Origin of the sequence: Microbacterium sp. 1.5R (assembly GCF_001889265.1) — a bacterium.
Classification (GTDB): Bacteria; Actinomycetota; Actinomycetes; order Actinomycetales; family Microbacteriaceae; genus Microbacterium.
This window is the reverse complement of sequence record NZ_CP018151.1, coordinates 152,336-179,155: the sequence shown is the minus strand read 5'-3', so window position 1 is coordinate 179,155 and position 26,820 is coordinate 152,336. Positions and strand designations below refer to the sequence as shown.

The following is a 26,820-nucleotide window of genomic DNA, read 5'->3' as shown; positions in this document are numbered from 1 at the left end:
GCCCTCAGTTCATGAGATCGCGCGGGTGCCAGTCGTAGAGGTTGCCCGTGCCCGAAGGCCCCTCTTCAACACGCACGGTGTGCTTGACCTGACGTGCCGTCGCGGCACCCCGACCAACTCGAACCGCCTCGGCCTCGGTCTCGAAGCTGGACCCCAGAGTGCGGGATTCGCCCTCGATGCGGTTGAACCAGATCCCGTCTCGCTGGAACGTCTCGATGTCACCTGCGGCCATGCCACATCCTTTCGATCTGACTCTTTTCTACCCGAGGCCGCCGACGCTCGAGGAGGGCCTTGACAGCCTCCGCGCACGCGCTCGCCCGGCGCGAGAGCACGCGAATCATCGACCGCATCCACTTCTTCGTCCATACGTCAACCCCGATGACGCACTCCCGTCAGCCGTGGTTATGTCGAACGATGCATGACCCGGGTGCATCTGCAAGGAGCAAGTGATGACGCTGGAAGTGATGTCGCCGACGGCGGCACTGCTCGACGGACGGTACGTACTGCACGACCGCGTCGGACGAGGCGGCATGGCGACCGTGTACCGCGCCGAGGACACCCACCTCGGACGCATCGTCGCGATCAAGATGATCCACGAGAGCGACGGTCCGGTCGCCTCGATCGAGCGCGCGCATACCGAGAAGGCGCTGCTCGCCTCGCTGAGCCACCCGTCGCTCGTGACGCTGTACGACGCGCAGCTCGTGCCCGGTCGTCCGCAGTACCTGGTGATGGAGTTCGTCGACGGGCCCACCCTCGGCGCGCGCATGGCCGAAAGCCCGATGACGCCGCGCGACGTGGCCCGCATCGTCCGCGATCTCGCCGAGGGACTCACCGCCGTGCACGCGGCTGGCATCGTGCATCGCGACATCAAACCGTCGAACGTGCTGCTCGCGCACGCCCGCTCAGGCCGCCCGGTCGCGGCGAAACTTGCGGACTTCGGCATCGCCTGCTCCATCGAGGACACCCGCCTCACGACGCCGGGGATCGTGCTCGGCACACTCACGTATATGGCGCCGGAGCAGCTGCGCGACGCCGACCCCGGAACCCCGGTCGACATCTTCTCGCTCGGACTCGTCGCTCTCGAGGCGCTCAGCGGATACCCCGGCTACCCCTCCCTCGCTTCCGGGCGCGCGGCGGCGGTCGCTCGCCTGCTCAACCCGCCGACCATCTCCGACACGGTTCCCGACGAGTGGCGCGACCTCCTCACCCGCATGACACGGCTCGAGCCCGAGGAACGCCCGACCGCCGTCGAGGTGGCGCGCGCCGCCCGGGCTCTGCTGCGCGACTACGCCGCGAACAGCAACGGCACCGCCGTCGCCGCGGCGGCTGCGGCCATCGTCGCATCGGCCGGCACGGAGCCGGCGGTCGACGCGACACCGGGGGTGGCGGGCGCGGAATCGGATGCCGTCGCCGCCGCGCCAGACGCGGGCGCGGGAATTCAGCCGCGTCCCGCATCCGCCGCCTCATCCGCGAGCGTCGACGCGGAGTCGTCGGCCCTCGACGCTGGTTCCGCGCCGACCGGAGCGACCGCTGTGATCCCTGCGACCGAGGTCACGGATCCCGCACCCCGCTTGCGGACCCGTGACCGCACCCGCCCCGGCACACGCACCCGCGCCCGCGTGATCGCCGGCGCCGCGGGGCTTCTTGCCGCCGGTGCGATCGTCACCGGCATCGCGGCGTTCAGCGCGCCACCGGCATCCGAGTTGGGACGCACCGCCTCAGGCGTCGTCGCCCGCACGGCGTCGACCCCGGCGGAGACCTCCCCCATCGACACCCCCGCAGCGCCCGTCGAGGTGGTCACAGAGCCCGTGGACCCGAGCAACAACGGGAACTCCGGGAACTCGGGCAACTCCGGCAACTCCGGGAACTCCGGGAACTCCGGGAACTCCGGGAACAACGGGAACTCCGGCAAGGGCGACAAGGGCAAGCCGGACAAGGGCTAGGCGCGTCGCGGTCCGCAACTCCGGAAGAACGCGGCCGATCGCGCCGAGACCGCTGGTTCCGGCCCGATCGAGCGCGAATCTTCCTGAGTCATGAACGGCGACCGCCTCAGCCCGCGTAGGCGGCGCGCACGTCGAGCACCCAGGTGACGCCGAATCGGTCGGTCAGCATGCCGAATCCGGGTGACCACGCCGATGCGGCCAGCGGCTCGACGATCGAGGCGCCGTCCGCGAGGGCGTCCCAGTACCCGGTGAGCTCGTCGAGCGAATCGGCGCGCAGCGACTGGAAGAACGTGCGGTCGGTGACGGTCGTCCCGTTCTGCCTCGAGGTGGTTCCCGCGGTGGCGTCAGCGTCGTCGGCGCCGGGGATGTCGTATGCCATCAGCCGGAAGCCGTCGGCGTTCTCGACCTGACCGAACACGATCTTGTCGGCACCGGGAACTCCCGCCGGCATGCCGAAATCCGCATAGGTCGCCCGCGTGACCTCGCCGCCGAAGACGGACTGGTAGAAGTCGAGCGCCTGGTGCGCGGTGCCGCGGAAGTTCAGGTGGGTGGTGGTCGCGATGGTCATGGGATCTCCTCGGATCTGTGTGGGCGGCGGATGCCGGTGAGACCAACACTCACAGCAGAAGAGGTCAGTTTCGGTCCTCTACTCCGAGCACAATGGAGTCATGACCGGCAGCTCCTCTCGCATGCTCGCCCTGCTGTCCCTGCTGCAGACGGCTCGCGATTGGCCGGGGCAGGTGCTCGCCGACCGCCTCGACGTCACACCCCGCACGGTGCGACGAGACGTCGACCGACTGCGCGAGCTCGGCTACCGCATCAGCGCGATCAAGGGCCCCGACGGCGGATACCGCCTCGCCGCCGGTTCCGAGCTGCCGCCGCTGCTCTTCGACGACGAGCAGGCCGTCGCGATCGCCGTCGCGCTGCAGAGCGTGCCGGCCACGGGGATCGACATCGACGAGGGCGCGGCTCGTGCGCTGGCCACCGTGCGCCAGGTGATGCCGTCGCGCCTGCGGCACCGGGTCGACGGCATCCGCTTCGCCGGGGTCGAGAACGAGACGCGCGTGGATCCGGCGGTGCTCGAAGCCGTCAGCGGTGCGGTGCGAGACCACCACGTGCTGCGCTTCGATTACGGAGAGAACCATGACCGCCCGGCGCGGCGCACCGAGCCCCACGCGGTCGTCGCCCGGGAGGGCCGCTGGTACCTGCTCGCCTGGGACCTCGAGGCCGATGACTGGCGCACCTTCCGACTCGACCGGATGACACCGCGCATCCCGACCGGCCCCGCTTTCACGCCACGCGAGCTGCCCGCCGCCGACGCCCAGACCTACCTCGCAGCTCGGGCGAAGGGATCGGATGCCGCAGACCACTGGCCGTGCATCGGAGAGCTCGTGCTCGATCTGCCCGCCCGCGAGGTGGCGCACTGGATCGGCCGCGACGGCACCGTCGAGCCGATCGACGAGACCTCGTGCCGCGTGACCCTCGGATCGTGGTCGTGGGTCGGCATCCTCGCGTCGATCGCCCGCTTCGACGCGCCGTTCCGCGTCGTCGGACCGCCCGCGCTGGCGGACGCCGCGACCGCCCTCTCGCGACGCCTGTCCGGCGCGGGCGAGGCCCGCTGACCGGGTCAGGCCTGACCGTATCCGAGACCCCGCACTCCGAGTCGCCGAGTGCTCACAGATCGATCTGCGTGCGCCTCGCCGCCCCCGCCCCGCGGTGCGCGGTCACCTCGATCTCGGCCTTGTACTCGCCCGCGAGCGGGCTGCGCGTCATGGTGAGTGCCGGGTCGATGCCGCGGAACTCCTCGCCGAGCACTTCGATCGTCTCGTTCTGATCGGACGCATCCGGAACGAAGACCTGGATCCGGACGACATCGGAGAGCGATGAATCCACGGCGGCGAGCGCCCGCGCGACGGTGGCGATCGCGAGACGCAGCTGCTCTGCCGCCGTGTCCGGCAGGGTCCTGGTCTCGTAATCGATGCCGGCGGTGTTCGAGACGAAGATCCAGTCGCCGATCGCGACGGCCCGCGAATAGCTTGCGAGGGTCTCGAACTTGCTGCCGCTCTTCACGCTGGTGATTATCAACGGTTCCGTCTTTCGTGTCAGTGGCCCTGGAGGACCGGATAGTCGTCTGCGAGGACAAGATCGTCGGCGCGCGCCTGAGCACGACGCCGGTGGTGACCGAGCGTGAACAGGGGGTGCTGCAGCGCGCTCGACCCGCTCTCGGCGAGTTGCGCCAACACTCGCCCGTAGGCGGGCGAGAACTTGAAGCCGTTGCCGGAGAATCCGGCTCCGATGATGGTCCGGCCCGACTCGGAGACGTCGAGGATCGGGACATGATCGGCCGTCGCCGATTCCGGGTGGATGGACGACCGGACCACCTCGGGAAGGATGCCGGGGAACATCCGGGTGGCGATCGCCGTGCATCTCCGCAGTTGCTCACGCGACAGATCGCGGGGATCTGTGTCGGGGTCCTCGATCGTGTCGATGCGGGTCGTGGGGGCGATCTTGACCGAGTAGCCGTCGAGTGTGGGGACGCCGAAGGCATGGTCGCCGTCCAGGTCCCGCATCCAGCATGGGAAGCGGTCCGGGGTGAACTGGCTGATGTCCTCCGGCATGAACCACGTGAGCGGTATGGCGATGGCGCTCACCAGATCGCGCACCTCCGGCACGATCCTCGTCGTCCACGCACCGGTCGTCACGATCACCTTCTGCGCGTGGACGATCCCCTCGGATGTCGAGATCACGACACCGCTCTCGTGCTCATCGATGCCGAGCACCGGAGTGTTGTACAGGATCTCCGCCCCGCGCCTGATCGCGGCCCGCTGCGCGGTCGCCACCGCCAGCTCCGAGCGCAAGCCGCCGCCCAGCAGGTCCATGATCCCGATGTCGCCGTCCTCGACGGTGAACTGCGGATACTCCCGGCGGAGCTCTGCGGCATCGAGGAACCGGTGCGGCAGATCGCCCTCCACGATCGACCGCTGCGTGGACTCGAGGAAGGGATGACCCTCCGGCGCGATCGCGAGGACGCCGGTCTTCAGCAGCAGCTGGCGGCCGGTCTCACGCTCCAGCTCGGTCCACAGCGCCCTGGCCTCGAGAGCAGCGGCCGTGTAGAGCGCGCCCTCCTTGTTCGCCGCACGGAACAGACGCGACTCGCCGGCGAATGCCGCGTGGCCGTGCGCCGGTCCGTACTGCTCGATGCCCAGCACGGACATCCCCGTCGATCTCGCGAGGTGCCACAGCGCCATCGATCCCATGGAGCCTGCACCCACCACCGCGACGTCGACGGTCCGGATGACCTCTGCCGCACTCATGCGAGAGCCGGCTCGGTCCACAGGTTCAGCTTCTGGCCGATGCCGCGCTCAAGGGCGTTGCGATACACCTTCGTCCCCCACGCGACGTCCTCCACCGGCATCCCGCCGACCGACATGATGACGATCTCGTCGTCGCTCTGCCGACCGGGCCGCTTTCCGGAGACGACATCGCCGATGTCGACGAGCTCGTCACGTGAGAGCTCCCCGGCCTTCACGAGATCCATCCACCTCTGCCCGACCATCGGAATGTACTCGAACGACGGCTTCGGGAACTCCTCGTACCAGGTCTCGTACAACCCGTACGCATCGACGACCTTCGTGATGTCGCTGTCCAGCAGCGAGTCGTCGGTGTTGCACAGGGACGGCATCGCGAAGAACGCCCCCGGCGTGATCCACTCCCGCTGGATCGTGGGGTAGCTCTCCGAGCCGCCGGCACCGGTGCCCGTGGTGCAGAAGCTCACCAGGTCGCTGCCCCGGACGACGTCTTCGATCGAGTCGACGACTTCGATCGTGGTGATCGTCGGGAACTCCTCGCGCACCCACTCCTGGAAGCGCGCGAGGCTCTCCGCCCCTCGCCCCTTGACCTTCAGCGTGTCGATCAGCGGGCACGCATCCATGAAGGCCAGGAGCACCGTACGTGCCATGACGCCGGGCCCGGCGATCCCCGCGACGCGCGAGTCCTTGCGGGCGAAGTGCCGCGCACCGACCCCCGGCACGGCGCCGGTCCGGTATGCCGACAGCAGGTTCGCCGACATGAACGCGAGTGGCGCCCCGGTGTCGGTGTCGTTGAGCGTGAACATGAGGATCGACCGCGGCAGACCCTTCTCGCGGTTGGCGATGTTGGATCCGTACCACTTGACGCCAGTCGTCTGGAAGTCTCCGCCGAGGTACGCCGGCATCGCCATGAACCGTCGGTCCTCAGTGGGCACCGGCATGTTCGGGAACGGCGACGCCTCAGGGAACGTCATCATCGCGCCGTGCGAGTCGTTGCTCTCACCGGTCATGCGGTAGTCGCCGGCGGCGAACAGTGCGAACATCTCCTCCATGGTGTCGACGCACTGGTGCATATCGGTCACTCCGGCCGCGATCATGTCGGCTTCGGAGAGGTAGAGGAAATCCACGTGGGGCAGGGGCATGTCGGTCCTTCTCGTCGAGGGGGTGGGGGAGAGTGTGTCGGTCGCGCTCATGGTGCGCCTCAGCCGGCGATGGCGTCGGTGAGCTTGACGTATGCCGCGGGCCGGCGGGCTCTGATCCACGCGGCCTGGGCGTACCCGATGAGGGGGAAGACGATCACCAGCCCGAGCAGACTCCAGCTGACCGCGCCGAACACGGGCGCGCCTGTGGCATCCGCATCGCCGACCATGATCGGGAAGTAGACGACGATCATGACCACGGAGAGCACCAGGCCGATGAAACCGAGCACGGGGGCGATCACGGTGTTCCAGATCCTCCGGTCCTTGCGTGTCCTCGCGAAGTAGACGATGACCGCGATCGAGGTGACCGCCATCAGGAGGGCGATCGCCACGGTCGCGACCCCGGCGAACCAGGTGAACACCTGCAGCACCGGGTCGAGCTGCAGAACGGCGAACAGCGCGACGAGGACGATCGCGGTGATGCTCTGCACGAGCGAGGACACGTGCGGAGACATGTGCCGGGGGTGCACGGCGCCCACCCGGTCGGGCAGCACGCCGGCGCCTGACATGGAGTACTGGTAACGGGCGACGACGTTGTGGAACGACAGCACGCAGGCGAACATCGCGGTGATGAGGAGGATGTTCGTGATGATCTCGCCGGTGGCGCCGAGGTACGCCGACATCGTGCGGAGGATGAGCGTTCCCGGGTCGGCCGCGGCCTCCTCCAGGATGTTCGAGGGACCCCACGCCATGACGAGGCCCCATGAGGCGAGCGTGTAGAACACGCCGACGCCGATCACGGCCATATAGGTGGCGCGGGGGATCGTGCGGTCGGGATCGCGCGCCTCGCTGCGGAAGACGGCGGTCGCCTCGAACCCGATGAAGGCGGCGATCGCCATCATGAGGCCGACGCCGGGGGAGCCGCTCGCGACGTTCTTCGGCTCGAACGGAGCCAGGCTCAGACCTTCAGGGCCGCCGGAGATCACGACCGCCGCTACGAGAAGGAGGACGATTCCGACCTCGGCGCAGAGCAGGACGCCGAGCACTTTGCTGGACAGATCGATGTGGCGATAGCCGAGGAACCCGACGAGCGCGACGACGGCGATCGAGTACAGCCACCACGGGAGCGTGATGCCGAACCCCTCGAAAGTGAAGCTCAGCACGTAGCCCATGTACCCGTACACGGACACCTGGATCGTCGTATACGTGAGCATCGCGATCCAGGCGGACGCGAGACCGGTCGAGCGTCCGAGGCCGTATCCGACGTAGGTGAAGAACGCCCCGGGGTTGGGGACGTGCTTGGCCATCGCGGAGACGCCGACGGCGAAGAGCACGAGAACGACGGCGCTGATCGCATACAGCGCCGGGAAGCCCGCCCCGTTGCCGAGCAGGATGCCGAGTGGGGCGGACCCGCCGATGACAGTCAGGGGCGAGGCGGCGGCGACCACCATGAAGACGATCGCGGTAGCACCGAGCGATCCCGACAGGACCTTCTTCGGGGAGGTCTCGGTGGCGCTGGGTTGAATCTGGACCATGTGCAAACCCTTCTGAGAGAAGCGGAGTGGAGCGGTTCCCCCACCCTGCCGCGGCGGGATTTCCCACCCGTCTCGCCGGAGTGACGTCTGCGTTCGCCGCGAACGGGACGCCCGAACTCCGGCCGTCTCATTCGGGTGACATCTGCGTGAAACATCGCAGACGCGCTCCGGCAACAGGCCGCTCGTAGCCTCCTCCCATCACGAGACAGGCGGAGGCCCCATGTCTGCACTGGAAGAGGCGATCGAGCGCCCGCAGACCGTGCGCTCGTTCGCCGCCCGCTCGCCGTTGCACGGACTGGACAGACACACGGTGGGTTTCGCCGACATCCTCGCGCAATCGGTCGCGGCCGTCGCCCCAGCCGCCGCCTCGGCGATGGCGGTGCTGCTGGTGGCGGACCTGGCGGGCGGCGCCACCGTGCTCGTGATGGCCCTCGCCATGATCATCACGTTCCTGGTCGCTCGGACGATCAACCAGTTCACTCGTCGGTTCGCCGCCAGCGGCTCCCTGTACACCTACGCGGCGCGCGGACTCGGCGCGGCGGGCGGACTCGCGACCGGTGCAGCGATCCTCGTCGGGTATGCCTTCATCTCGATCTTCGCTCTTCTGGGCGGCGCCCATTATGCGACCATGCTCGTGACCCGACTGTGGCCTCAGCTCGCCGCGACGCCGATCGCCCTGGGCGCTCTCGTCGTCGAAGCAGCGGTGCTCACGATCGTCCTCGTGCGCGGCATCCGCCTCTCATCCCGGGTCGCACTCGTCGTCGAACTCATCTCCGTCGCGCTGATCCTGTCTCTGATGATCGTGCTCCTCGTGCACATCGGGCCGCTCCAACCGGCGGCGATCTTCTCGGCCGACGGCATCTCCGTGGCCGGCGTCGCCGGCGGTGCCGTTCTCGCGATCACGGCGTTCGTGGGGTTCGAGAGCTCCGCGACGCTCGGCGTCGAGGCCCGCTCGCCGCTGAAGAACATCCCTCGCGCCATCGTGTGGAGCGTCGGCGTCGCCGGAGTGTTCTACCTCATCGCCGCCTACACGCAGATCGCAGGAGCCGCCGCGATCGGGGGGACGGCATCGGTCGCGCTCCTCGACGATCTCGCGTCGCGTTTCGGCCTCTCCGCATGGGCCGCCGTGGCGGACGTCGGCATCGCCACCTCGGGTCTGGCCTGCGCGATCGCCTCGACGACCGCTCTCACCCGTATCGTGTTCGCGCTCGCCCGCGACGGTGTCCTCCCCGCCCGACTCGGCCGCACGCACGGGCGCCACGGCACCCCGATCGGCGCGGTCGTCGTCGCGGTCCCGCCGATCGTCCTCGCACCGCTCGTGATCGTCGCGGCCGGCGTATCACCGTGGGACGCGATGAAGGCCGTCCTGCTGATCTCGGCAGCGGGCTACATCGTCGCCTACGTGCTGGTCTGCATCGCCGCTCCCCTGTTCTTGCGCCGTATCGGGGAGGTCACCGTCGGTTCCATCATCGCCGCCGTCAGCGCGGCGGCGGCGCTTGCGGCATGCCTGACGGTCTATCTCGTCGCGGAGGCGGCCGCGGGAAACCCCGGGGTCTGGTTCGCCCTCGGCTTCGCCCTGATCGCCGCGGTACTGATCCGGTGGCGACGGCGCTCGCCTCTCGGCGAGGTCGGGCGCTACGACGAGCCGGTCGCCGCCCACGTTCTCGGCGGCGTGGCCCGCACCGGCGGCGGCAGCGCACACCGGGGCGAACCGGGGGACGCCGACGGATGACGGCTGGCGACGCGGTATCGATCACGGCCCGACAGCCCGCCGCCATCCACAGCGCACTGTCGATGCTGGAGGCCGTCGCTGCGATGGGTGCCGGCGTCACAGCGCGGCAGCTGGCCGAGCGGCTCGGGATGCCGCGTGCGACCACCTATCGCCTGCTCAACCTGCTGGTGCAGGACGAGTACCTCGTCCGGACGCCGGATCTCACCGGATTCGCCCTGGGCACGAAGGTGGCGCTGCTGGCCGGCAGCATCGGCGTCGAACGCATCCCGCGCGCCGCACGGGACGTGCTCGAGCGCACCAGGGCGAGCGCGAGGGGCGGCATCCACCTCGTGCTCTATCGTGACGACCGGGTCGTCGTCGCCGATGAGGACCCCGACTTCCCCCTCTCGAATCGGCAGGGCCTGCAGCAGGAGCCCACCCGCTACGCCCTCGGCCTGCTGCCCCTGGTCGTGCGCGGGGAGACCGCCGCCGGTGACCTGGTCTCCGAACTCCGCTCGCAGGGGGTGATCCGCGCCCGCGACGGTCAGCGCGGCTGCCTGGTCGCGCCGATCACCGATGCCTCCGGCACGCTCGCCGGAGCGCTCTCCTACTCGGGCCCGCGCCGGCAGATCGACAGCTCCGACTCGATCGCGCTCTCCCTCATCGCGGCTGCACGGGAGCTCGGGCCGCTCCTGACGTAGACCCCGCAGTCCGTCCGGGCCGATGGCCACGGCATCCCCCGGTAGACTGGCCATGCCCCGCCGGCCCCTCATCTAGGAGTGCGCGTGACCACCGCCCCTGCACCTGCCCACAAGCACGTCCCCGACTCCGTCGAGAACGCCACCGCGACTCCGGAGAAGGAGCAGCCGTACGCAGCGCTGGGCCTCAAGGACGACGAGTACGCCCGCATCAAGGAGATCCTGGGCCGCCGCCCGACCTCCGGCGAGCTGGCGATGTACTCGGTCATGTGGTCGGAGCACTGCTCGTACAAGTCGTCGAAGAACTACCTGCGCCGCTTCGGCCAGAAGGTCTCCGACGAGATGAAGGAACGCCTCATGGTGGGCATGGGCCAGAACGCGGGCGTCATCGACGTCGGCGAGGGCTGGGCCGTCACCTTCAAGGCCGAGAGCCACAACCACCCCAGCTTCATCGAGCCGTTCCAGGGCGCCGCGACCGGCGTCGGCGGCATCGTCCGCGACATCATCTCGATGGGCGCACGTCCGGTCGCGGTCATGGACGCCCTCCGCTTCGGCGCGATCGACCACCCCGACACCGCTCGCGTCGTGCACGGCGTCACCAGCGGCATCAGCTTCTACGGCAACTGCCTGGGTCTGCCGAACATCGGGGGCGAGACGGTCTTCGACTCCGTCTACCAGGCCAACCCGCTCGTCAACGCGCTCGCGGTCGGCGTGCTCCGCCACGAGGACCTCAAGCTCGCCAACGCGACAGGAGTCGGCAACAAGGTCGTGCTGTTCGGCGCCCGCACGGGCGGCGACGGCATCGGCGGTGCCAGCATCCTGGCATCCGACTCGTTCGACAGCACCGGACCCACCAAGCGCCCCGCGGTGCAGGTGGGCGACCCGTTCGCCGAGAAGGTGCTCATCGAGTGCTGCCTCGAGCTGTACCGTGACGAGCTGGTCGAGGCGATCCAGGACCTCGGTGCTGCCGGCATCTCGTGCGCGACCAGCGAGCTCGCGGCCAACGGCAACAGCGGCATGAAGGTCTCGCTCGACAACGTGCTGCTGCGCGACCCGTCGCTCACGGCCGAGGAGATCCTCATGTCGGAGTCGCAGGAGCGCATGATGGCGATCGTCGCTCCCGAGAAGCTCGACGCGTTCCTCGCCGTCGTTCAGAAGTGGGACGTCGAGACGTCGGTCCTCGGTGAGGTCACCGGCGACGGCCGCCTCATCATCGACTGGCAGGGCGAGCGCATCGTCGACGTCGACCCCTCGACCGTCGCGGTCGACGGCCCGGTCTACGACCGCCCGGTCGCGTACCCCACGTGGATCGACGCACTGCAGGCGGATGCCGCTGAGAACCTTCCGCGGTCGAACGACCCCGAGGTGCTTCGCGAGCAGTTCCTCGACCTGGTCGCCTCGCCGAACCTCGCCGATACCCGCTGGATCACCAACCAGTACGACTACTACGTGCTCGGCAACACGGCCCTGTCGTTCCCCGATGACGCCGGCATGATCCGCGTCGACGAGGAGTCGGGACTCGGCTTCGCGATCTCGACCGACGCCAACGGACGCTACTGCCAGCTCGACCCGTACGCCGGTGCGCAGCTCGCACTCGCCGAGGCGTACCGCAACGTCGCCGTCACGGGTGCCGTTCCCACCGCGATCACCGACTGCCTGAACTTCGGCTCTCCCGAGAACCCCGAGGTCATGTGGCAGTTTGGGCAGACCGTCGACGGTCTCGCCGACGGATGCTACGAACTCGGCACCCCGGTCACCGGCGGCAACGTCTCGTTCTACAACCAGACCGGCGACGTGCCGATCCACCCGACCCCGCTCGTCGGCGTGCTCGGCATCATCGACGACGTCTCGCGCCGCATCCCCTCGGGATGGCAGGACGAGGGTCAGAACATCTACCTGCTCGGCACGACCTCGACCGAGCTCTCGGGTTCGGCGTGGGCCGAGACCGTGCACCAGCACCTCGGCGGACTGCCCCCGAAGGTCGACCTCGCGGGCGAGAAGCGCCTCGCGGGTCTGCTCGGAGCCGCCCGTGACGAGTGGCTGATCTCGTCGGCGCACGACGTGTCGGAGGGTGGCCTCGCGCAGGCCCTCGCCGAGGGCGTCTCGCGCTTCGGCGTCGGCGCACGCGTCTGGCTGAACGAGATCATCGAGCGCGACGGTGTGGACGCGGCATCCGCCCTCTTCTCGGAGTCGACGGGCCGCGTCATCGTGACCGTTCCGCGGGAAGACGACGTCAAGTTCCGCGGACTCTGCGAAGGCCGCGACTACCCGGTGATGCGCATCGGCGTGACCGACTCCGAGGGCGACAAGCTCGAGGTGCAGGACGTCTTCACCGTGCCGATCGCCGAGATCCGCGAGCGTTCGCAGGCCACCCTGCCCGCCGCCTTCGGCCCCACGGTCACCGAGCCGGTCAGCGCATGAGCGGCGACGGTCTGAGCGAGGACTACGGCGATCTCGGCGAGAAGCGCAATCGCCGCATGCGCATCGTCGCCTGGACCGTCATCATCGCCCTCATCCTGGGTGGCGGCGGCGCGACCGTCATCACGCTGATCCTGGGCTGAGTCGAGTTCTTCTCGGGTCTCTTTCCGACGCTGGTTCGGGGTGCCCGGCGGCACTCCGGCGACCCCGGCCCTGTGGCTGCGTGTCGGCGACCGGGTCCGAACCTGAGCCCGGCCGGCCTCGCGGCATCCACCTCTGCACCGGCATCCGTCATCCGGGTTTCTTCACAGTCCCCGGAACTCGGCCTCGCAATGTAGGCGCCCCCGCGAAGGATCCGAGGCATCACAGATCCATTGGGGGATGCCATGACCGAAGCCAAGCTCGACCTGATCGCCAAACTGCTCGCCAAGGCCGAGAGCACGACGCCCGAAGAGGCCGAGGCTCTGACCGAGCACGCCGAGCGCCTGATCGTGAAGTACGGGATCGAGCAGGCGCAGATCGACGAAAGACGGGGACTCCTGGGGCAGACGCGCGAGCAGATCGTCACCGAGAGGATGCTGTTCCGCGGCGTCTACGCGAAGGACCTTCGTGAAATCGGCATCGGCGTGGCCTACGGGCTGGGCGCGGTGCGCCCGATCCTGGCGGAGTACCCGCCGATCGCCGGCCTGCTTCTGGTCGGGCACTCGTCGGATGTGACGCAGGTGCAGACGCTGACCGCCAGTCTGCAGGTGCAGGCCACGGTCGCGATGCGCGCGTGGTGGATCGCGCATCGCGATCTGTATGCCGGCCATCGCGAAGGGGTGAGACGTCGAGCGCGCAGCGGCTTCCTCCGGGGGTTCGCCGCGGGCGCCATGAACCGGATCGTGCAGAGTCGCCGCGCTGCGGTCGAAGAGAGCGGCTCGGGGACCGAGCTCGTTCTCACCTCGCGCCGGAGCCGAGTGGACGAGGCGGTCGACGAGATGGCGACGACACACGCCCGGCGACGCCGCGGCGCGGATCCCGGCTCCTTCGCGCACGGCCACCGTTCGGGCCTGGAGGCCCAGACCGGCGGCGGCAGAGCGGTCTCGCCGCGATGACCACGCACGCGCCCGCTGCTGCTATCGCGAGAAGAGGAAGCGCGTCAGCCGAACGATCGCGTCGGTGTCGTGCTCGTCTCGAACGAGGGACTCGACGATGATCGCCCCGAGGATCGCCCGTCCCAGCTGCTCGACCGGTGCGTCCGGGGCGAGCTGCCCGTCGCGGATGCCGCCGCGAATGCGCTCGGCGAGGTACTTCTCGACGCCGAGGCTCTCACCGAGGTGCGCGCCGACTCCGGCGTCCTCGGTGGCAGCTGCCACGAGCGAGCGGAGAAGTGCCCCTCCCTCCGGCGCTTCGAGGATGGACAGCACGCTGCGCAGCCAGGTCTCGACATCGTCGGCGAGGTCTCCCGTGTCGGGAACCACGAAGTCGACGGGGATCAGGCGGCCCTCGACGAGGCATTCACCGATGAGGGCTCCGCGCGACGGCCACCACCGATAGATGGTCTGCTTGCCGACGCCGGCCTCTTTCGCGATTCCCTCGATCGTGAGACGGTCGTACCCCTGGTTATGGAAGAGGCGAGCGGTGGCGTCGAGGATCGCTTCGCGGGCAGCCGTGCTGCGCACGGGTCCGCTCCGATGCTCGTTCACCACACGTTCAGGATAACCACAGAACACTAGACGAGACGCCCCGTATGATCTATGCGTCTGAAGGAGATCGTTTTGGCTTCACTGCTGTTCCGCCTGGGTTCGTTGGCTGCACGCAAGGCGTGGACGGTGATCGTCTCGTGGGTCGTCATCCTCGGCCTGGGTGTCGGCGCGTTCCTCACGCTCGGCGGCACGCTGAGCAACAGCTTCGACATCCCCGGCACCGCCTCGGGCGCTGTGACCGACCAGCTCGCCGAGAAGCTGCCCGACACCGCCGGCGGCACGGGCACGGTGGTCTATCAGACGACCGACGGCTCGGCTTTCACGGAGCAGCAGAAGCAGGAGATCTCCGCGCTCGCGAAGAGCGCCGAAGACCTCGACGGCGTGGCATCCGTGATCGACCCGTTCGACGCGCAGCAGCAGCAGGCCGTGCAGGCGCAGGATCTCGCCGACGGCAAGGACCAGATCGAGGGCGGCCGGGCGCAGCTCGACGCCGGTCAGGCGCAGCTCGACGAGGGTCGCACGCAGCTCGAGGCCGGGCTCGACCAGCTGACCACGGCTCGGTCGCAGGCAGAAGCGGGCGGCGCTCCGGCCCAGCAGCTCGCAGCACTGGATGCGCAGATCGAAGCTCTGAACGCGCAGGCAGCCCAGCTCGATGCGCAGCAGAAGACCATCGACGACTCGCGCGCCGAACTCGATGCGAACGCCGAGAAGGTCGACCTCGGTTCCACGCTCCTCGACCTCACGAACGGCATCGGCGTCGTCTCGGAGGATGGCTCGACGGCCATCGTCAACGTCTCGTTCGAAGACCCCCGTCTCGAACTCTCCGAAGAGGTCAAGCAGGGCACGATCGAGCACTTCGAGTCCTCGCCGATCGAGGGCGTCGAGGTCGACTTCGGCACCGACATCGCGCAGGGCGTGCCCGAGATCTTCGGCGTCGGCGAAGCGATCGGACTCGCATTCGCCGCCGTCGTGCTGATCGTCATGCTCGGCACACTCATCGGCGCAGCACTGCCGATCGTGACGGCCGTCGTCGGCGTGGGCGTCGGCGTGACCGCATCTCTCGCCTTCTCGGGCGTCGTCGACATGGCATCCGTCACCCCCGTGCTCGGCGTCATGCTCGGTCTCGCCGTCGGCATCGACTACTCGCTCTTCATCGTGAACCGGCACCGCAAGCAGCTGCTCAATGGTGTTCCGGTTCGCGAATCCATCGGCCTCGCCACCGGCACCTCGGGAACGGCCGTGGTGTTCGCCGGCACCACGGTGATCGTCGCGCTGCTGGCCCTCAACGTCACCGGCGTTCCGTTCCTCGGACTCATGGGCACGGTCGGCGCGGTCTGCGTCGGCGTCGCCGTGCTCGTCGCCATCACGCTCGCCCCCGCGATCCTCGGGCTCGTCGGCACACGACTGCTCAGCGGCAAGGCTCGCGCCACGATCGGCCAGCCGCACGCCGCGGGCAAGCCCGTGAAGCGGATGTCCACGCTCCGCGCGATCGTCACCGTGCTCGTCAGCGTGATCGCACTGCTGATCGTCGCGATCCCGTCGATGTCGATGCGCCTCGGACTGCCCGACGGCGCGAGCGAACCGTCGGATTCGACCAGCTACCGCGCCTTCCACATCGTCGACGAGCAGTTCGGCGAAGGGGCGAACGGTCCGCTGCTCGTCACAGCCACCCTCGACGACGCGGTGAGCGACGACGACCTGCTCGCCACGCAGGTCGAGATCGCCCAGAAGATCGCCGACCAGGACGACGTCGTGGGTGTCGCCCCGATCGCGAACTCCGACGACAACACCCTGCTCGCGTTCCAGGTGCTCCCCGCCGAAGGCCCGAACAGCGCATCGACCGAGAAGCTCGTGCAGGACATCCGCGCCCTGCCGCAGCTCGACGGCGGCATCACCCTCGGCGTCGCCGGGCAGGCCGCGACCAACATCGACATCTCCGAGGCGCTGGCCGCCGTCCTGCCGCTCTACCTCGTGGTCGTGGTCGGGCTCTCGCTGCTCATCATGATCGTCGTGTTCCGCTCGCTGCTCGTGCCGATCATCGCCACCGGTGGCTTCGTGCTCTCGCTGTTCGCGACCTACGGCCTGATCGTCGCCGTGTTCCAGTGGGGCTGGGGCGCCGACCTCATCGGCCTGGACAGCCCGGGGCCCATCCTCAGCTTCCTGCCCGTGATCCTCGTCGGCATCCTGTTCGGGTTGGCGATGGACTACCAGCTCTTCCTCGCCTCGGGGATGCGCGAGGCGTACGTGCACGGAGCCTCGGCACGGGATGCCGTCGCGCAGGGCTTCCGGGCCGGACGTTCGGTCGTCGTCGCCGCGGCACTCATCATGGTGTCGGTCTTCGGCGGATTCATCTTCTCGGAGTCGACCATCATCCGCTCGATCGGCTTCGGCCTGGCGTTCGGTGTGCTGCTCGACGCCTTCGTCGTCCGGATGCTGCTCATGCCGGCGCTCATGCACCTGCTCGGCCGGTCGGCCTGGTGGCTGCCGCGGTGGCTCGACCGCATCCTTCCGAACGTCGACATGGAGGGTGCTGCGCTCGAGCGCGAGCACCCGGGAGTCAGGACCGACACGGTGCAGCTCGTGGCGAGCTCGGAGACGCCTGAGGCGCGCTGACGTCGCGGCGGTGACTGCCGCTCGGCGTGCCGCTCGGCGTCCCTGCGAAGGAGCTCTCGCACAACGAAGGAGCCCATCCGAGGAATGCTCCTTCGGTGCGTGAGATCTCCTTCGGTATGTGAGATCCCTTCGGTATGTGAGATCCCTTCGGTAGGTGAGATCTCCTTCGGTGCGTGAGATCCCTTCGGTATGTGAGATCCCTTCGGTATGTGAGATCTCCTTCGGTGCGTGAGATCCCTTCGGTATGTGAGATCTCCTTCCGCTGACGTCGCGGCGGTGACAGCCGCTCGGCGTCCCTGCGAAGGAGATCTCGCACAACGAAGGAGCCCATCCGAGGAATGTTCCTTCGATGCGTGAGATCTCCTTCGGTACGTGAGATCTCCTTCCGTGCGTGAGATCTCCTGAGGGCGATGCTCCCGCCATTCGTGACCCAGCATGCCGTCTGCATCACCTCACCCGGATGGCCGGGGTGCCGGGACGCGTGGGTCAGGCGACCATCCCGCGCCAGATCGTCTCGACCGCAGCCCGCAGGCGAGCGGCCACCGCAGGGTCGTCCATCCGGTCGCCGCGCACGACGATCTGGTAGTACGCGGTGCCGGCTATCGCATCGAAGCACGCCTCGACGTCGAGGTCGGCCCGCAGCTCGCCACGGGAGATTCCCGCGCGCAACGCGTTCAGGAGCGGCACTCGTCGCCGCGACACGTGCGACTGCCAGTACGCCTTCTGCAGTGCGCGATCCGACATGACGAGTCGGATGCGCTGCCGGAATCGTTCCTCCGCATAGCCGGATGCCGCGACAGACAGCGCCACCCCGGTGTCACCGAGACCGAACCCGTCGAACAGCGCCTCGCGCAGGTCGATATGGTCCGGGTATTCGGGCGGGATGGTGCGTCCGACGTCGAGCGCCGCCGCGATCAGCGTCGTGAGCGACGGCCACCGCCGATACAGGGCAGCGCGACTGACTCCGCTCCGCGCGACGACACGACTGACCGTGACGTCCTCGCCCGCATCGATGATCTCGAGCGTCGCGGCGACGATCTGCCCGTCCATGTCCTCATCGCGCGGACGGCCGGGGCGGCGGCGGACCGCAGCCCCGGCATCCGACGCGCCCGCAGACTTCGAGCCCACAGACTTCGCGCCCGCAGACGTCGAGCCCGCAGTTCCGACGGCGACCGGAGCGGCACCGACAGCGTCACCCGCGCTCGCGACGCGAGCCTCCAGCTCCACGGTCGTCACGCGGCGAGCGCCCGCTCACGGAGCCGCGCGACAGTCGCATCCGACAGTCCCGCCGCTCTCAGCGGAGCGAGTGCATCGCCGTGCTGCGCGCGGAGGGTGTCGAGCAGGGTGCGCATCGACACCTCCATCGAACCCTCCAACAGCGACGATGTCGCACCGGCGGCATCCGCGTCGAAGCCGAGCGCCTTCCACATCGCGCCCATCACGGGTGCGGTGCGCTGCATGATCGCGACCATGTTGCCGCCGGTGAGGGCGTAGTCGGCGACGATGTCATCATCAGCCGCGCCGAGGGCGAGCAGCAGCATCGCCGCCACGACTCCGGTGCGGTCGCGCCCGGCCGCGCAGTGGAACGCCGCGGTTCCCGGCGTGTAGGCGATCACGTTCAGCGCGGTGACGAGCTGGGGTGCGGCGACCTCGACCATGCGCAGGTACATCCGGCCCATGGCGTCGTGGCTGAGCTCGGGAGCGTCGCGGTTCATCGACTCCCCGACATCCGCGATCAGCGGCAGGTGGTGGTACGCGACCGGGTAGTCGGCGAGCGGACCCCGCCCCGTGACCGAGACCTCGAGCGGCGAGCGCAGGTCGATGATCGCGGTGAGCCCTGCGGCTACGAGCTGCGACGCGATCTCGGTCGTGACGTAGGCGAGGTCATCCGTGCGGATCGCGAGACCCTCCCGCAGTACTCCCCCCTCGATCGGGATGCCGCCGAGGTCGCGCAGGTTCACGGGGGCGCTGAGCACCAGGTCGATGTCGGCGATGGTCATGTGATTCTCCTTCGGATGAGGGCGCTGCCCTGGTCGATCGCCGTGACGAGCACGATGATGCAGATGATGATGGCGCTGAGGTGGCCGTAGTCGTACATGCGCATGGCGGTGGTCAGCTCGAGGCCGATGCCACCGGCGCCGACGAGGCCGAGGATGGTCGCGCCGCGCACGTTGCCCTCGAACAGCAGCAGCGTGTAGGACGTGAGCAGCGGTGCGCTCTGCGGCAGGATGCCGTACTGGATGACCTGACGCTTCGAGGCACCGACCGCCTCCATGGCGACGACGGGTCCGCGGTCGACCTGCTCCATGGCCTCGGCGAAGATCTTGCCGATCGACCCGATCGAGCCGAGGGTCATGGCCAGGATGCCGGCGAACGGACCGAGTCCGACGGCCGAGACGAACATGAGCGCGAACACCAGGTCGGGCACCGAGCGGATGATGTTCATCACCCAGCGCGTCGGGTAGTAGACCCACTTCGGCGCGATGTTCGACGATGCCCCGAAGGCGACGAGCAGCGAGAGCACGGCTCCGAGCACGGTGCCGACCACCGCCATCTGGAAGGTCTCGAGCAGCAACGCGAGGATCGTGCCGATCTTCGAGAAGTCCGGCGGGAACAGGCGCGACAGGAACTCGCCCATGTTGACCGCGCCGTCGCCCAGCTTGATGAAGTTGAACTCGGCGCCGTTGAACGACCAGATCAGCAGCAGGGCGGCGATCGGCAGCCCGAGCAGGAACCTCGCGCGCGGCACCCGGAACGCCCGCTCGAGCCGCGAGCGCTCGGCAGGGTCGAGGGTCGGCCTCGAGATCGAGCGGTCGGTCGTGCCGGCGGCGGGGCCGGCTGAGCCTGCCGACCCTGCCGTGGAGCGGGGGTCAGTGGTGAGCGTCATCGTCGTGCTCCTCGTCGTCGTAGAGCGGCGCAAGGGCCGCGGCATCCAGCTGCGAAGTGGCGCCGGCGACCAGCATCCGTCCGTGCCGCAGGCCGATGATGCGGTCGCTGTGCGCGAGGGCCAGCGGCAGCACGTGCAGGCTGACGAGCACGGGGATGCCGTCTTCGGTGGCGATCTCGCGCAGCAGACCGAGCACGGAGTCGGCGAGCTTCGGGTCGAGCGACGCGACCGGTTCGTCGGCGAGGATCACCTTCGGCTGCTGCATGAGAGCGCGGGCGATCGCGACGCGCTGCTGCTGTCCGCCCGACAGCGAGCGAGCAGGCTCGTTGGCCTTGTGCGCGATGCCGACGCGATCGAGCAGCTCGAGTGCGCGGCGACGGTGCGCGCTCGAGAAGCCGCCGACCAGATTGATGGAGCCCGCGCCGTGCAGGGCTCCGGCCAGCACGTTCGTCATGACGCTCAGGCGCGGGATGAGGTTGAACTGCTGGAACACCTGGCCGACATCCGACCGCAGGGTGCGCAGCTCGCCGCGCGCGAGATTGGTGACGTCGTGGCCGGCGACCCGCGCCGACCCTGCCGAGATCGGCGCGAAGCCCGTGAGACTGCGCATCAGGGTGGACTTGCCCGACCCCGAGGCGCCCAGCAGCGCGACCATCTCGCCCGGGAACAGGTCGAGATCGACGCGGTCGAGCACGGTGGTGGTGTCATACGCCACGCTGAGGTCGCGCACCGTGACGAGCGGCAGGGCCTGGCGGAGCGCGGCGGTGGGGGTGCGGAGCTCTTCCGCCGTCGGAGATCCCAGACCATCGGATGCCGTCTCGGCGCGTCGGGAGGCGACATGCCGACCGGCGGACGCACCGCGCGCGTTCTCCAGCGAAGCGACGACGGGTGCGGGACTCGTCACTTGAGGTCCTTGAGCTCGACACCGGCGACCGCGGCGATCTCGGCGAACGAGGCGAACGACGAACCGTCGGGGTCGACGGTCTGCTCGGCGGCGGCGAAGGCGCCGTACGCTCCGAGGCGCTCGGCGTTCTCGGGCGAGAAGACTTCGGCGATGCCCTCCTGGATGACCTTGCGGGTCTCGGCGTCGAGCGACTGACGTCCGAGCACAGCACCCTGGATGTCCATCGCCGGGCTCTCACCCACCGCACGCCACTCCCCGTCGGCGAACGGGAACATCGGCGCGCCGAGCTCGGTCAGCATGACGGCAGTGCAGGCGGCATCCACCTGTCCCTGCTCGAGCGCGGCGAAGCTGCCTTCGTGTCCGCCGGCGAAGATCGCCTCGTAGTCGGTGCCCTGCTCGAGGCCCGCCTCATGCAGCATGTACACCGGCATGAAGTAGCCCGAGCTCGACGCCTGGTCGGCGAAGGCGACGGTCTTGCCCTCGAGGTCCTCGACGGTCTGGATCGGCGAGTCGTTCAGCACCACACAGGTCGAGACGGGCTTGCCGTCGCCCTGGAAGGCGACGAGCGCGTCGACCTCGCCCGTGTTCACGGCGAGCGCCGAGGGGAAGCCGCTCATGATGCCGATGTCGACGTGGTCGGCGCGGATCGCCTCGACGACGCTGAGGTAGTCGGGAACATCGGTGATCTCGACGTCGCGGCCGGTGGCGTCTTCGAGCAGCTCGGCGAAGACCTCGACGGGGTTCTCGGCTGTGGGGTCGTCACCGACCGGGATCGTCGCGATCGTGAGAGGAGCGTTCGGGTCGGCGGGGGCCGCTTCGGCGGACGGGCTCTGGCAGCCGGTCAGGGCGAGGGCGGCGACGCCGAGGAGGCCGACGGCGGGCAGGGTGAGGCGGCGCATGATGACCTTTCGGGAGGAGGCGTTCCCGAATTCCGAGAACATGGGTATTCCAACTCGCGAAGGTGACAGGCAATTACGAGACCGCCGTACTCGAAACGGAACGCTGAGTGAACGGCTGGTGTCGGAGGTGCCGCCTAGAGTGTGCGGATGACGTCGGATGCCCGCTCACGCCTCGAGATGCTGCGCGCCGAGGCGACGGCGCGCGTCGCATCCACGGCGGCGACCCTCGCCGAGCTGATGCACGATCGCGAAGGCTCGAACGACGACGACGAGCACGACCCCGAGGGCGTCACGCTCTCGTCCGAGTGGTCACGGCTGACCGGGCTCGCCGATGCGGCGGCATCCGAACTCCAGCAGGTCGACGACGCGATCGCACGACTGGATGCCGGCACCTACGGCGTCTGCGCGCACTGCGGCAGGCCGATTCCCGAGGCGCGACTCGAGGTGCGCCCGTTCGCCACGCACTGCGTCGCCTGCGCGGAGAAGCTCGGCCTCTGATCGGCGCCCCGGGGGCTCCATAACTCCGGAGATCCTGTGCACCCCCGCGAGGGCCGCCCGTCTTCTCGGCGCTTGCGAACGAACGTGGTCGCCTGCCAGTCCGGATCTCCGGAGTTGTGGAGCACACGCGCACGCAACCCCGGCCGCCCACGCCACACAGCCCGAGAAGTAGGCTGAGGGCATCATGGACGAGTTCATCCAGGGCTTCTGGAACTTCGCGGGGCACTACTGGTGGCTCGTCTTCCCCATCATGGGCATGGCCGGCGGCGCCGCGAAGGCGTGGGAGCGCAACTCGAAGCGTCGCCACGAACGTCGCATCGAGACCCTGCGACTGAAGGCCGAGATCAAGACGGCTCAGCTCGAAGCCCGCACCGGAAGGGCGAGGCAGGCGGGACCGGCGTTCGTCGACACTCGTGCTTCCGTCGCACCGAACACCCTGCTCGAGCGGCTCTTCTCCGAGCACGACGAGATCACCGCGCGGTGGCTCGACTACGAGCTCGACGTCGCGAAGCTCATCGCCTTCCCCGCCATGAGCGACGGACGCCAGCCTCTGGTCGCGGCGTTCCTTCGGGCCAAGAGGACGGCGGATGCGCTGCGCCCGCTCTCCGCTGACGCAGCCGTGACGGAGCAGCAGGTGTCGGAGTACCTCGACGCCGTCGGCGCGTACGCCGTCGCGTTCGAGATCGCCGAGAAGGATGCCCGGCGGCTGCGCGACTCGACCTTCACCGAACCCGAGCGCAAGCGCCTCGACCGCGCGCAGCAGCTGCTCAAGGTCGCCGTCGACGAGTCGGCCACCCAGGCCGAGCGCAACGTCGCCTACCGACGCGTGCGCGACGAGCTCGAGGGCCTGATCCTGCTGAGCGACGAGGCCGTGCAGGTGCTCGAGAAGCAGGTCGCGCGCGAGCTCCCCGCACATCCATCAGCGGGCACCGTCACGGATGCCGCATCGACGACGCCCGCCCGCGCCGGGGCCGTCTCCGATCCGGAGCCCGAGAAGATCCGGCTGCCGTCGCCGACGACGGCTCCCGACTCCCCGGCCCGGACTGACGCGTCTGCACCCTTGCGCGCGAACACGAACGACGACGGCGAGAATCCCCGATGATCACGAGATTCGAAGAGCTCGACTGGCAGGAGACCCCCATCGGCGAGCTGACGCTGCGTCGCCGCACCGAACCCGCTGTCGGCCAGGAGATCTACGAGGTCAAGCTCGGTGACGAATACCTGATGTCGAGCCTGTTCACGGTGGCGGAGGAGGAGCTCTCGAATCTCGGCCTGGCCGCTGTCGCCGGCGACGACCTCTCTGTGCTGGTCGGCGGCCTGGGGCTCGGATACACGGCGGTCACGGCGCTCCGTGACGACCGTGTGGCGTCGCTCACCGTGGTCGACCGGCTCGGCGCGGTGATCGGATGGCACCGACGGAAGTTGCTGCCCGTGTCGGCGGAACTCGTCGACGACCCGCGCACGAGCCTGGTCGAGGACGACTTCTTCGCCGTGGTCCGCGCAGCGCCCCCGGAGGGCCACCGCGGCTACTCCGCGATCCTGCTCGATGTCGACCACTCGCCGCGCCACCAGCTCGACCCCACGCACGCCGACCTCTATACCGCGGCCGGCCTGCGCGCCCTCGACCGGCACCTCGCCTCCGGTGGCGTCTTCGCACTGTGGTCGGATGATCCGCCCGACGATGCCTTCATGGACGAGATGCGTGCCGTGTTCGACGACGCCGTCGCCCACGTGGTCGACTTCGCGAACGCGGTCACCGGTGGGACGTCGTCCAACACCGTGTACGTCGGGCGCAGCCGCGGCGCAGCGGAGCCGACGTCGTGACCCCGAAGACGGTGGTCCTCACCGGCGCATCCGACGGGATCGGTGCGGCATCGGCACGCCAGCTCGCGGCATCCGGCCACCGACTCATCGTCGTCGGACGATCGGTCGAGAAGACACGCGCTGTGGCCGCGGACACCGGGGCCGAGTGGTTCACCGCCGACTTCGCGCGACTCGACGACGTGCGCGAACTCGCGACGAAGATCGCGGATGCCGTGGGCGGCGGCGGCATCGACGTGCTCGCGAACAACGCCGGCGGCATCTTCGGCGATCAGACGCCGACGGTCGACGGCTTCGAGAAGACGCTGCAGGTCAATCACCTGGCGCCGTTCCTGCTGACGAACCTGCTGCTGCCGCAGCTGCGCACCGGTCGCGCGGCGATCATCAACACCTCGAGCGTCGCGCACCGGCTGTTCGCCAAGCTCGACATCGACGACCTCGACAACCGCAAGGACTTCAGCGCGAACCGCGCCTACGGCGATGCGAAGCTCGCGAACGTGCTGTTCACGAAGAGCCTGCACACGAAGTTCCACGGAGAGGGACTCAGCTCGGTCGCCTTCCACCCCGGCACCGTGCAGACCAACTTCGCCTCGGACTCGAACACGCTCATGCGGTTCGTCTACCGCACCCCGCTCAAGCGCCTGCTGCTCATCAGCAGCGAGAAGGGCGGCAGCACGCTCAGCTGGTTCGTCGAGGGCACCCCGGATGAGACCTGGATCTCGGGCGAGTACTACGACGAACGCGTTCTGACCCGGCGGGTGAACCCGATGATCGAGGATGCCGCACTGGCCGAGGCCCTGTGGCAGAAGAGCGCCGAACTCGTCGGGATCGACGCCGCCTGACCGCATCCTGATCGCCGGCCGTTCGCCCCGCTGTGTTGCGACCGGAACCACGAGCGGACGCAGCCGGACCGGTGGATCGACCCCCAGCAGGCAGGAGTATGCTGGCACACCGGGTCACATGACCCCTTCAGAGCGCGAGAGGCGGTGATGGCGATGTCCGGTGATAGTTGCGACGCCGCCTTCGTTGCGTCGCGTCTGACGGCATCCGTGCGTTGAGCTCCGGCTCCGCACCTGCACGTCCTGCTCCGCAGCCGTCGGCGGCGTCTTCCGCCCCCTGACGAATACTGCGCACGCCCCCTCTGACCCGGCGTGCGCCTGCGAGAACGGAGCCAGCCATGGCCCTCATCGACAACGGCGTGTACGTCCACGGACGTCGCGTGGAGACCCCGAAGAACCTCGACGAGACCTACCGGTCCCTCGATGCCCACGGCGGCATCGCCTGGATCGGCCTCTACCGACCGAGCCCTCAGGAGGTCGCCTCGGTCGCGCGCGAGTTCGACCTGCATCCGCTCGCCGTCGAGGATGCCCTCTCGGGTCACCAGCGGTCGAAGGTCGAGCGCTACGGTGACACGCTCTTCGCCGTGCTGCGCCCCGCCCGCTATCGCGACGAGCAGGAGTCGATCGAGTTCGGCGAGCTGCACCTGTTCGTCGGCCCCGACTTCGTTGTGACCATCCGGCACGCCGAGTCGCCCGACCTCGTGGGCGTGCGTCGTCGCATGGAGGCGCACCCCGACCTGCTCGCGATGGGCCCCGAGGCCGTGTTCTACGCGATCCTCGACGAGGTCGTCGACGGCTATGAGCCCATCGTCACGGGCCTGCTGAACGACATCGACGAGATCGAGGACCAGCTCTTCGGCGACAGCGACGACGACGCCCTCTCGCGGCGCATCTACGAGCTCTCGCGCGAGGTCATCAACTTCCAGCGCGCGGTGCACCCCCTCGCCGGGATGCTGGAATGGTTGCGCCGCGGATCCGAGAAGTACCGCATCGACGAAGAGCTGCAGCGCTCACTCCGCGACGTGCTCGACCACGTCATCCGCGTGAACGAGCGGGTCGACTCGTTCCGCGCGATCCTCGAGAACGCCCTCACGGTGCAGTCGGCTCTCGTCGCACGCCGGCAGTCGGATGCGAGCCTCGCCCAGAACGACGAGATCAAGAAGATCTCGTCGTGGGCGGCGATCATCTTCGCGCCCACCCTCGTCGGCACGGTCTACGGCATGAACTTCGACGTCATGCCCGAGCTGCACTGGGCGCACGGCTATCCGATGGCGATCGGCGCGATGGCCGCCTTCGCGGTCGCCCTCTACGGGGTGTTCAAGTACAAGAAGTGGCTGTGACCCGCGGCGGGCTCAGCGGTCGTCGCCGCTGAGCCTGTCGAGCAGCTCGTCGAGATCGTCGAACTCCAGGACCTCGACGTCAGCGGCATCCCGGTCGCGCACCTCGATGTTCGCGACTTCGAGGTCGTCGTCGAGCTGCACCAGGATCCGTGAGTCCGGGAACTGCTTGGGCGCATCGAAGGCGATCAGCACGGCATCGGCGAACACCACCACCGAGGTGGCTTCGAGGTCGTCGCGCAGGTCGACCTGCTCGATCACCGGCTCGTCGTCGACGGCCTCGTCGATGTCGTCGGCGACCTCGTCGATCACCGCCCGCCACCGGGTCTCGGACACCGACAGGATGCGGGTGATCGCCGCGATCAGCGCGTCGTCGTCGAGGGTCTCCTCGTCGTCCTCCAGCTCGGGGTCGACGTTGACGGTGACGACCGCGCCGGCGGCATCGATGGTGGCCCGTCCGTAGACGAGACCGTTCTCGGCGACCGGATCATCGAGCAGTCCGCTGTCGACGATGCGGGCGAGGAGAGTGTCGAGCAGTGGGGAGGACATGGCACCAGTCTTCCACTCTCGCCGCCGCTAGGC

General features: G+C 68.9%; 26 protein-coding genes. 13 read left to right on the top strand and 13 right to left on the bottom strand.

Features of this window, described 5'->3' with window-relative positions:
- Positions 1-4: 4 nt before the first annotated feature.
- Positions 5-232 carry a DUF2188 domain-containing protein gene (locus BMW26_RS00895; protein ID WP_053098394.1) on the bottom strand — a complete coding sequence of 76 codons (228 nt, stop codon included), beginning with the start codon at positions 230-232 and terminating at the stop codon, positions 5-7.
- Between the two features lie 217 nt (positions 233-449).
- Between BMW26_RS00895 and BMW26_RS18015 the strand changes: the two genes are divergently transcribed.
- The gene (locus BMW26_RS18015; RefSeq protein WP_072590483.1) at positions 450-1,943 is read left to right on the top strand and encodes a serine/threonine-protein kinase; all 1,494 of its coding nucleotides are present in this window, start codon (positions 450-452) and stop codon (positions 1,941-1,943) included.
- 106 nt (positions 1,944-2,049) lie between these two features.
- Here the strand turns inward: BMW26_RS18015 and BMW26_RS00885 are convergent, their stop codons facing one another.
- On the bottom strand, positions 2,050-2,511 hold the full coding sequence (locus tag BMW26_RS00885; protein WP_072590482.1) for a VOC family protein: 462 nt from the start codon (positions 2,509-2,511) through the stop codon (positions 2,050-2,052).
- Positions 2,512-2,611: 100 nt separating this feature from the next.
- Here BMW26_RS00885 and BMW26_RS00880 point away from each other — a divergent pair, with 100 nt between their 5' ends.
- Entirely contained in the window at positions 2,612-3,565 is a 954-nt protein-coding gene (locus BMW26_RS00880) for a helix-turn-helix transcriptional regulator (protein WP_072590481.1), read from the top strand.
- A 52-nt stretch (positions 3,566-3,617) separates the two neighbouring features.
- Here the strand turns inward: BMW26_RS00880 and BMW26_RS00875 are convergent, their stop codons facing one another.
- From BMW26_RS00875 to BMW26_RS00860, 4 genes are read right to left on the bottom strand one after another with little or no spacing between them, the layout of a single operon-like run.
- Positions 3,618-4,013 carry a Rid family hydrolase gene (locus BMW26_RS00875; RefSeq protein WP_198032360.1) on the bottom strand — a complete coding sequence of 132 codons (396 nt, stop codon included), beginning with the start codon at positions 4,011-4,013 and terminating at the stop codon, positions 3,618-3,620.
- A 32-nt stretch (positions 4,014-4,045) separates the two neighbouring features.
- On the bottom strand, positions 4,046-5,257 hold the full coding sequence (solA, locus tag BMW26_RS00870) for an N-methyl-L-tryptophan oxidase (RefSeq protein ID WP_072590479.1): 1,212 nt from the start codon (positions 5,255-5,257) through the stop codon (positions 4,046-4,048).
- A complete protein-coding gene (locus BMW26_RS00865) occupies positions 5,254-6,393 on the bottom strand; it encodes a tyramine oxidase subunit B (protein ID WP_072590478.1) in 1,140 nt (379 codons plus the stop codon). The genes solA and BMW26_RS00865 overlap by 4 nt, the downstream gene beginning before the upstream one ends.
- 59 nt (positions 6,394-6,452) lie before the next feature.
- Positions 6,453-7,925, bottom strand: coding sequence for an APC family permease (locus BMW26_RS00860; protein WP_053098388.1), 1,473 nt, complete (start codon positions 7,923-7,925; stop codon positions 6,453-6,455).
- A gap of 220 nt (positions 7,926-8,145) precedes the next feature.
- On the opposite strand from BMW26_RS00860, the gene BMW26_RS00855 reads away from it, so the two are divergent.
- The 5 genes from BMW26_RS00855 (at position 8,146) to BMW26_RS00840 (ending at position 13,849) form a co-directional block, all read left to right on the top strand.
- Positions 8,146-9,657, top strand: a complete 1,512-nt coding sequence (locus BMW26_RS00855; RefSeq protein WP_072590477.1) for an APC family permease — start codon at positions 8,146-8,148, stop codon at positions 9,655-9,657.
- Positions 9,654-10,337, top strand: a complete 684-nt coding sequence (locus tag BMW26_RS00850) for a helix-turn-helix domain-containing protein (RefSeq protein WP_072590476.1) — start codon at positions 9,654-9,656, stop codon at positions 10,335-10,337. The genes BMW26_RS00855 and BMW26_RS00850 overlap by 4 nt, the downstream gene beginning before the upstream one ends.
- A gap of 84 nt (positions 10,338-10,421) precedes the next feature.
- On the top strand, positions 10,422-12,755 hold the full coding sequence (gene purL, locus BMW26_RS00845) for a phosphoribosylformylglycinamidine synthase subunit PurL (protein WP_053098386.1): 2,334 nt from the start codon (positions 10,422-10,424) through the stop codon (positions 12,753-12,755).
- Positions 12,752-12,895: a hypothetical protein gene (locus BMW26_RS17700; RefSeq protein WP_171821968.1), complete on the top strand. Its 144-nt coding sequence runs from the start codon at positions 12,752-12,754 to the stop codon at positions 12,893-12,895. Before purL ends, BMW26_RS17700 begins: the two co-directional genes overlap by 4 nt.
- Positions 12,896-13,138: 243 nt before the next feature.
- Entirely contained in the window at positions 13,139-13,849 is a 711-nt protein-coding gene (locus BMW26_RS00840) for a DUF2786 domain-containing protein (RefSeq protein ID WP_072590475.1), read from the top strand.
- Between the two features lie 21 nt (positions 13,850-13,870).
- Here the strand turns inward: BMW26_RS00840 and BMW26_RS00835 are convergent, their stop codons facing one another.
- The gene (locus BMW26_RS00835; protein WP_232224515.1) at positions 13,871-14,440 is read right to left on the bottom strand and encodes a TetR/AcrR family transcriptional regulator; all 570 of its coding nucleotides are present in this window, start codon (positions 14,438-14,440) and stop codon (positions 13,871-13,873) included.
- 72 nt (positions 14,441-14,512) lie between these two features.
- Here BMW26_RS00835 and BMW26_RS00830 point away from each other — a divergent pair, with 72 nt between their 5' ends.
- Positions 14,513-17,053 (top strand): MMPL family transporter, encoded by a 2,541-nt coding sequence (locus tag BMW26_RS00830; protein ID WP_072592172.1) that lies wholly within the window; start codon positions 14,513-14,515, stop codon positions 17,051-17,053.
- A 486-nt stretch (positions 17,054-17,539) separates the two neighbouring features.
- Here BMW26_RS00830 and BMW26_RS00825 read toward each other — a convergent pair whose 3' ends face one another.
- The 5 genes from BMW26_RS00825 to phnD are packed head-to-tail and all read right to left on the bottom strand — an operon-like array spanning position 17,540 to position 21,785.
- Positions 17,540-18,289, bottom strand: a complete 750-nt coding sequence (locus BMW26_RS00825; RefSeq protein ID WP_232224514.1) for a TetR/AcrR family transcriptional regulator — start codon at positions 18,287-18,289, stop codon at positions 17,540-17,542.
- Positions 18,286-19,053, bottom strand: coding sequence for a tyrosine-protein phosphatase (locus BMW26_RS00820; protein ID WP_053098382.1), 768 nt, complete (start codon positions 19,051-19,053; stop codon positions 18,286-18,288). Before BMW26_RS00820 ends, BMW26_RS00825 begins: the two co-directional genes overlap by 4 nt.
- The gene (gene phnE, locus BMW26_RS00815; protein ID WP_072590474.1) at positions 19,050-19,940 is read right to left on the bottom strand and encodes a phosphonate ABC transporter, permease protein PhnE; all 891 of its coding nucleotides are present in this window, start codon (positions 19,938-19,940) and stop codon (positions 19,050-19,052) included. The genes BMW26_RS00820 and phnE overlap by 4 nt, the downstream gene beginning before the upstream one ends.
- Positions 19,924-20,844 (bottom strand): phosphonate ABC transporter ATP-binding protein, encoded by a 921-nt coding sequence (locus tag BMW26_RS00810; protein WP_232224513.1) that lies wholly within the window; start codon positions 20,842-20,844, stop codon positions 19,924-19,926. Before BMW26_RS00810 ends, phnE begins: the two co-directional genes overlap by 17 nt.
- Positions 20,841-21,785, bottom strand: coding sequence for a phosphate/phosphite/phosphonate ABC transporter substrate-binding protein (gene phnD, locus BMW26_RS00805; protein ID WP_232224512.1), 945 nt, complete (start codon positions 21,783-21,785; stop codon positions 20,841-20,843). Before phnD ends, BMW26_RS00810 begins: the two co-directional genes overlap by 4 nt.
- Before the next feature lie 105 nt (positions 21,786-21,890).
- Between phnD and BMW26_RS00800 the strand changes: the two genes are divergently transcribed.
- From BMW26_RS00800 to BMW26_RS00780, 5 genes are all read left to right on the top strand, one after another.
- A complete protein-coding gene (locus BMW26_RS00800) occupies positions 21,891-22,241 on the top strand; it encodes a TraR/DksA family transcriptional regulator (RefSeq protein ID WP_053098380.1) in 351 nt (116 codons plus the stop codon).
- A 184-nt stretch (positions 22,242-22,425) separates the two neighbouring features.
- Entirely contained in the window at positions 22,426-23,343 is a 918-nt protein-coding gene (locus tag BMW26_RS00795) for a hypothetical protein (RefSeq protein WP_232224511.1), read from the top strand.
- On the top strand, positions 23,340-24,065 hold the full coding sequence (locus BMW26_RS00790) for a spermidine synthase (RefSeq protein ID WP_053098379.1): 726 nt from the start codon (positions 23,340-23,342) through the stop codon (positions 24,063-24,065). The genes BMW26_RS00795 and BMW26_RS00790 overlap by 4 nt, the downstream gene beginning before the upstream one ends.
- Entirely contained in the window at positions 24,062-24,904 is an 843-nt protein-coding gene (locus BMW26_RS00785; protein ID WP_072590473.1) for an SDR family NAD(P)-dependent oxidoreductase, read from the top strand. Before BMW26_RS00790 ends, BMW26_RS00785 begins: the two co-directional genes overlap by 4 nt.
- A gap of 335 nt (positions 24,905-25,239) precedes the next feature.
- Complete coding sequence (locus BMW26_RS00780; protein WP_053098377.1) at positions 25,240-26,241, top strand: magnesium and cobalt transport protein CorA; 1,002 nt, start codon at positions 25,240-25,242, stop codon at positions 26,239-26,241.
- Between the two features lie 12 nt (positions 26,242-26,253).
- Here BMW26_RS00780 and BMW26_RS00775 read toward each other — a convergent pair whose 3' ends face one another.
- Positions 26,254-26,787: a hypothetical protein gene (locus BMW26_RS00775; protein ID WP_053098376.1), complete on the bottom strand. Its 534-nt coding sequence runs from the start codon at positions 26,785-26,787 to the stop codon at positions 26,254-26,256.
- Positions 26,788-26,820 lie beyond the last annotated feature (33 nt).